This is a genomic window from Bartonella sp. CL266QHHD (assembly GCF_042195355.1).
In the GTDB taxonomy this organism is placed as follows: domain Bacteria; phylum Pseudomonadota; class Alphaproteobacteria; order Rhizobiales; family Rhizobiaceae; genus Bartonella.
Map to the genome: position 1 here is coordinate 1 of NZ_JBHIOD010000043.1, position 6187 is coordinate 6187.

7 protein-coding genes are annotated in these 6187 nt (G+C 43.1%); 4 read left to right on the forward strand and 3 right to left on the reverse strand.

The annotated features are described in order from the left end of the window. Positions 1–1065, reverse strand: a 1065-nt coding sequence (locus tag ACFIK7_RS05860; protein ID WP_375663077.1) for a phage tail sheath subtilisin-like domain-containing protein, incomplete at its 3' end; no start/stop codon positions are given. A gap of 350 nt (positions 1066–1415) precedes the next feature. Between ACFIK7_RS05860 and ACFIK7_RS05865 the strand changes: the two genes are divergently transcribed. From ACFIK7_RS05865 to ACFIK7_RS05880, 4 genes are all read left to right on the forward strand, one after another. Further along, positions 1416–1934: a Rha family transcriptional regulator gene (locus ACFIK7_RS05865; protein WP_273791634.1), complete on the forward strand. Its 519-nt coding sequence runs from the start codon at positions 1416–1418 to the stop codon at positions 1932–1934. Between the two features lie 123 nt (positions 1935–2057). Continuing rightward, positions 2058–2309, forward strand: coding sequence for a type II toxin-antitoxin system prevent-host-death family antitoxin (locus ACFIK7_RS05870; RefSeq protein WP_375631843.1), 252 nt, complete (start codon positions 2058–2060; stop codon positions 2307–2309). A 118-nt stretch (positions 2310–2427) separates the two neighbouring features. Then, positions 2428–2706 (forward strand): type II toxin-antitoxin system RelE/ParE family toxin, encoded by a 279-nt coding sequence (locus ACFIK7_RS05875; RefSeq protein ID WP_375631845.1) that lies wholly within the window; start codon positions 2428–2430, stop codon positions 2704–2706. A 17-nt stretch (positions 2707–2723) separates the two neighbouring features. After that, on the forward strand, positions 2724–3011 hold the full coding sequence (locus ACFIK7_RS05880) for a HigA family addiction module antitoxin (RefSeq protein WP_120101694.1): 288 nt from the start codon (positions 2724–2726) through the stop codon (positions 3009–3011). Between the two features lie 89 nt (positions 3012–3100). On the opposite strand, the gene ACFIK7_RS05885 is transcribed toward ACFIK7_RS05880, so the two are convergent. Further along, positions 3101–4483, reverse strand: coding sequence for a Bgr_08870 family protein (locus ACFIK7_RS05885; protein WP_375663078.1), 1383 nt, complete (start codon positions 4481–4483; stop codon positions 3101–3103). A gap of 14 nt (positions 4484–4497) precedes the next feature. Beyond that, on the reverse strand, positions 4498–6187 hold a 1690-nt coding region (locus tag ACFIK7_RS05890; RefSeq protein ID WP_375663079.1), incomplete at its 5' end, for a DUF4815 domain-containing protein.

Here is a 6187-nt window from a genome sequence, read left to right on the forward strand (position 1 = left end):
ACGTCCACCAAGAATGGCGCCTTGTGCTTTTAAATCACGCAAATAGGCATTGACGCTTTCACTGACATCATTCATGTAGGTTTTTTTGATATTGCGGTCGACAGCCCATAGATGCCCGCGCAAAATGGCATCATTGATCATATCTGCGGTGCGTACCACCGATAAGAAAGCAAATTTTGTATCACTTGAAAGGGTGCGATTACCCCAAAGACGATAACCGTTTTCGCGGATAATTGTTGTGATGTTTTGTTCATTGAGAAGGTTGGCGCGGCTTGATCTGTCCCCAATGGAAAAATCAATGGGGCGCGCAGTTCCAACAATGCCATTGATCACTTTGTTTGAAGGGGAATGCCAAAAACCGTGTGTAAAATCAGTTTTGGCAATGACACCAGCAACTGCTGCACTTGCTGGCTGTTCTACAATTTTTCCATCACGATTCACCTTTACAAAAGGGTCAACGATAATAGCGCGTTTTGAATCAAAATCCTTTGCTGTGCTAAGGGCTGCTTCATCTGTCGTGTTTGGTGCATCAAGCACCACAATAGCACGCAGACGCTCTGCAATGCCAATGAGTTCTGCTGCGACGGGGTTGGCAGTTGCACTAGTTCCATTCTCTTCAATATTCACACTGGAAGGGCGTTGATGTGTAAAGCCTGGAGCGATGAGAATGCGTGGTGTTTGTCCTACAATGGATTGCGCTCCAATCAAAGCATGAACACCTTCATAAGCGCCATTTGCGTTTACACCGCCAAGAACATTGGTGAGTGTTGCATTTTCATTGTCACCCTCGTTCACGCGCACGACAACAACAATGGCACCCACTTGCTTGAAAATGAGATCAAGGGCATTGGGTAAGGTACCTTGACGCTTACCCGTTTTATCGAGTTTTGCAGCTTGTGAAAGAGAGCCTGCTACCAAAACCGGTGTGTTGAGAGGGAATGCTCGGTCATCGGCATCGGGTGCTGTGCCAACAATCCCGATAACTGCCGATTGTACCGCGCGAAGGGGGCGGGTGCCGTCGTCAACCTCAACGACTTCAACACCGTGTAAAAAACCTGTTGCCATTTTATACTCCTTTAAATGGTTGGCTAATGAAATGAATGGGAAAAATTAGAGGTGGAAGCCGTTCTGACGAGCGACTTGACAAAAACTTTAAAACCGTTAGATTCATACAAAGGTGCTTCAAAAACATCTTAAAACAACAAGCGGATTGGTTACCGAAACAGTCTTTTTCCGTGCATTGAATGCTTTGACTCGTTATATGCGCATAGCGTATAATAATGTTATCGGGTGTAGTTACGCTATAAAATACCCTTATGGGGAAAGCATAACGACGGACTTACTACCGTGTTTTCTAGCACCCGATACCCCTCTAGGGCGTCAATAGAAAACAACTAAATAGTAAGGAGTTCATTATGAACAATCTAGTAACAATCAACAATGATGGTATTGCTGTCACAACCTCTTTAAAAATTGCCGGTGGTGTGGGGAATAGCCACGCTACAGTTATAAAGTTGGTACGTCAAAACATTGAAGACCTTGAAGAATTTGGAAGGGTTGGATTTGAAATCTCACCCTTTGGGACCAAAGGCGGAAGACAGAAAAGAGTAATTGCTATTCTCAACGAACCACAAGCCACTCTACTCATGACCTATATGCGTAACAATGATACGGTGCGTGCATTCAAAAAAGCCCTCGTCAAAGCTTTCTATGATTTAAAAAACCAATTAATTGATAATGATCGTGATACACGCTTTGATTTTCCAAGCAACTGGGATGAAATGGGACCTACTGAAAAAGCTGTTTATATTTATGGACCGCTTCACATGCATCTTGTTAAAGCCTTTACATTAGCAGAAGAGAGCAAACATTATAAAACGCTTGTTGAAGAAGCCAAGCGAGTTTTAGTAAGCCCTGTTGTAAAAGTAGCTTAAGTTAAAAACATGATTTTATCTCCTCGTCTTTGAGGCGGGGAGGTAGTTAATGCCGTAAAATATCTTTACATAATACATATTCTACGTATAATACGTATTATACATTAAAGATAGGATGTGCATATGAAAAAATATAGTTTTACAGATGTAAACCGCGGGGCAGGCGATATTTTAGACGAGGCTATGTCTACACCTGTAGCTTTAACAAAGCGAGGGCGTGAAAAAATCATTATGCTTCCTGTTGATTTATATAATGAATTAGTAAAATCTCGTTCTGGTGCACAATCTTTTGTTTATGCAGATGCACCGCAAAATATATTAGACGATTTAGATCGTGGTTTAGATGACATTTTGAATAGTGATGAACATGTTTAAAGCAGGGGATGTTGTTCGATATTATTATTTATGGCACGAACAAGCGCAAAAAGGTGAACATTCAGGACGTAAAGCGCGTCCTTCTTGTATTTGGTAACGATACACGATATAGTGCATTATGATTTTAGGATTTAAACATAAAGGGCTCGAAGCTTTCTACAACACTGGTACGACAAAAGGCATTCAATCAGCTCACACTCAAAAGTTAAGGCGTATTCTCGGTGCTCTTGATGTAGCTATATCACCAAATGATTTGAATTATCCGTCCTTTCGATTACATCCTCTAAAAGGTGATCTTAAGGGCTATTGGTCAATTACTGTAAATGGAAATTGGCGCGTAATATTCCGTTTTATTGGTATAGATGTCGAATTGGTCGATTACCTAGATTATCATTAAATAAGGAGAACTAAAAAATGATGAAAAATCCTCCACATCCCGGTGAATTATTGCGTGAAGACGTAATCGCAGAGCTTGGTTTATCTGTTAGTGAAACAGCCGAACGGCTTGGTATGTCTCGTGTCGCATTTTCTAGGGTTTTAAATGGGAAAGCTGCACTTAGTCCCAATCTCGCTATTAGGCTTGAAATGGCTGGTGTGAGTACTGCACGTGCTTGGTTAGCTATGCAGGCAAATTATGATTTAGCACAAGCTCTAAAACATAAACAACCTAAAATACATCCTCTTTTCACGAGTTCTTGTTAGTGCTGTTCTATCGTATTGAGATGCTTTTTTTAAAGGTGCTATTATAACTTAAACTTGCTCGTCTTTCTTTTGTGATCGTTCACAACCATTTAATCTTTCCATAATCTTATGAGGACAGCCCCATCAGCTCCAGCGCCACTTGAACAATCAGTCCCATGAGAACCAGCACCCCCACCCCCAAAGCCACGCCCCGCTTTTCCTGAACTATATGAGCCTTGTCCCGTTCCTCCAGAGCCCCCCCTTGATGTATCACCCCCAGCATCACCGCCATTACCGCTTGTTTTTCCATTGTTTCCACTCGTTCCAGCACAACCATTTCCACCTTTAGCAAGTCCTGGATGTTCGTCTTTTGCTAAACCAAAATTTCCTCCCACGCCTCCAGCACCACCAGAGCCTGAATAGAAGGAATTCGTACTCCCAGTAATCGAGTGAGAGATACGGGCGTCAGCTCCCCCACCACCCTTTCCTCCAGTAGCGGTAATAAAATTTTTGCCAATGGTTGTTGTTTCTCCAGGCTTACCGCTTACAAAATTCTTTGCAATAGAAGCCCCTCCTTTACCAATGATGATATCCTCGTGACCGTTTAAACTGACTTTATAGCCATACCAGACGGAACAACCACCACCTCCACCACCTCCTCCTAATCCTATCCCAAACGCTCTACCACCACTACCCCCACCACCCCAAGCTTGGATCTCAACTTTAGTTTTATCGGTGACCCAGACGGGCCACTGAATTTTCCCATCCTGTGTATAGAGCAATTCAACATCAGCAAGGGCCGGCCAATTTGTGATTTTATCGATCAAATCTTTTTTAAGACTCTTTATTTGTGCCAAAATGGCGGCATCCACTTGCGCCTTCGTATAAACAAGATCACCATCGACTTTTAAAGGTCCTTTAAGCAAGCTTCCGTTTGTGTTTAAATTGGTAACCACTTTGCCATTATAGATGAGATTAAACGACGAATTACCCAACAGTTCTAAGTCACCACTCATAGTGACTTTGCTGGTAAATTTATTATAACTTTGCCATTCATTTGGGCTGGCTAAGCGACCATAGGCTGTGAGATCTTCGTTGATCTTGGCTCTAAAATCGTCAAGACCCACGATATCTTCGGTTTTATGTTGATGTGCGCCTAATAGAGAGACAGCACTGCCAAAAGTGAAGTGATTGTTGCTTGCTTTGTAGAGAACATAATTGTTGGCTGCATCTTGTGCACCCTCGATATCACCTAAATCTTTTAAAGTGAAAGTTTTATCCGCTGCCATCTTGCCCTTCAAGGCTGCTTCAAGATCTGCAACATCACTTATTGTGTGCGTGTGTTGTAAAGGTGCTTTTTCGTTTATCTTTTCCTCAACAGCCAAAAGAGCTTGATCAATTTTGGTCAAGTTTTCCCGCAAGATTGGGAATTCAGAACTGATAAAGCGTCCTTCTTTAGGCAATTCCATGTCGAGTTTTTTGGTTTTTGTCATCTCTCATTTTCCCATTATAATATGCCAGCGCCAAAATCACGCACCATGGACCGCGCAGCAGGTCCACCGGTAAGCGTGAGTTTCAAGCGCGCTTGTTTGGCGCCTTTATCACTGCTGGTAAATTTTCGTTCTGTCCAAAGCGGTTCAGCGAGTTGTTCTGTTTCGTCAAGTTTCAAAGGGGTGAAAGCACCATCATCCAGTTGCATCTCCAGTGAAAAGGTTGCACCACCTGGTAAAAAGGTTTTGATATAGCTGGTCAATCTTGCTTTTTCACCAAAGGCAAAAGCACGCGTGACATAGGTAGCTTCCTTATGGATCTTTCCCGCAATCAATTGAACAGGCGCAAACAAGACGGGTGAGAGCTTTTCGGTGCCTTTGAGAATAGCGCGAAGCTTTATCTTTTCACTGATATATTCAGTAAGGCTTAGCAATTGAAAGGGAAGAAGTTGATAAATTGTGCCATTGTTTCTTTCAATTTCAAAGATGACAGAACAATCGCTTGAAGGCAATTCAATGGCTGCGCGTATTTGCAAATCAGAGCAGTCAACAAGGTCAAAAGTGCCAAGATCAATGGTTTTTTCTGTTTGTGTGTAGCGTGCCGCCAGCACTCGAAAGGCTAAAGCCTCATCTTGATGGGCGGTCCAGCTCCTAGCATTGACAGAAGAAAAGCGTGGACCGGTCACGTAAGGGTGGCTCGAGACGTATCTCTGGTGTTCTGCATCAAAATCCCCAAGCTTTGCCAGTGAGACAGAATGATTACTATCATCTGTCTTAATAACGAAAGCCGTTAAGCGGTCATCGGGGACAAGGAGTGGTACATCATAGCGTGCCTCTGCCCAACCTAGCTTTGCGCCCTTCATAGAATAAAAGCTTTGCGCTTGAATATCGGCGGTCGGATAACCGTTTTCTGTGGTGACCAAATCAATCACCAGATCATGGTTCTCATTACCGATTTTGCAAAGATGAAAGTCAATACCGGTGATTTGCCGTGTTTCATCGGGGGTAAAAACTTGCGCTTGTGGGTCCACTTGCGTCCAGATCTTTACTGTTGTGGTGCGCCGCATCACTTTCACATCAATCACACCTTGACCGGTAAAAAGCCCTGTTGCAATTGTTCCACCTTTTCCCCGTGCCACAACATTTTTTGTACCAGCGGTAATATTTTGTGGAATCGTGAAAGTGCCTTCAAGGGTGCCTTTGGTGTTAGCAACAAGCTTTGTTTTTGGTAAAATATTCACACCATCAAAGGTAAGACGTTCCAAGATTTCGCTACTGCCAAAACCTTCAATTTTGAAAGAAAGGGTAATTTGTCTCAAAAAATCGATTTTCTCTTGGGTTGCACTCACCAAATCATCACTGATTTCTGTTTTACGAACGCTTCTCCCACGGTTCCATCCCATGTTCAGTTGATTGGTCACGCTTGAGAGCCAATCGGTACGCTGTTCATGCCAGAAGTCTGTCGCGGGTTCAAGGGTTACTGTACCAGGCAAGGTCGCAAAATTTTGATAAGGATTGATTTTTTCGCAAGCAGTTGTCAACTCTTGCGCAATGATCACTTCATTTGTCCAGTCAAGCGTAACAGGCGCGTTCAGATGAGCGGTGTAAAAGGTTGGATCAATGGCGAGCTGTAAAATGCCATTGCCTACAGCCCCCGTTTGTTGAAAGCCTTCATCTCTGTAACTATCATCAAGAAAAGGGTCTGCA

Coding starts and splice junctions, on each gene's coding strand:
- ACFIK7_RS05865 (WP_273791634.1), top strand. CDS start 1,416: ATGAACAATCTAGTAACAATCAACAATGATGGTATTGCTGTCACAACC.
- ACFIK7_RS05870 (WP_375631843.1), top strand. CDS start 2,058: ATGAAAAAATATAGTTTTACAGATGTAAACCGCGGGGCAGGCGATATT.
- ACFIK7_RS05875 (WP_375631845.1), top strand. CDS start 2,428: ATGATTTTAGGATTTAAACATAAAGGGCTCGAAGCTTTCTACAACACT.
- ACFIK7_RS05880 (WP_120101694.1), top strand. CDS start 2,724: ATGATGAAAAATCCTCCACATCCCGGTGAATTATTGCGTGAAGACGTA.
- ACFIK7_RS05885 (WP_375663078.1), bottom strand. CDS start 4,483: ATGACAAAAACCAAAAAACTCGACATGGAATTGCCTAAAGAAGGACGC.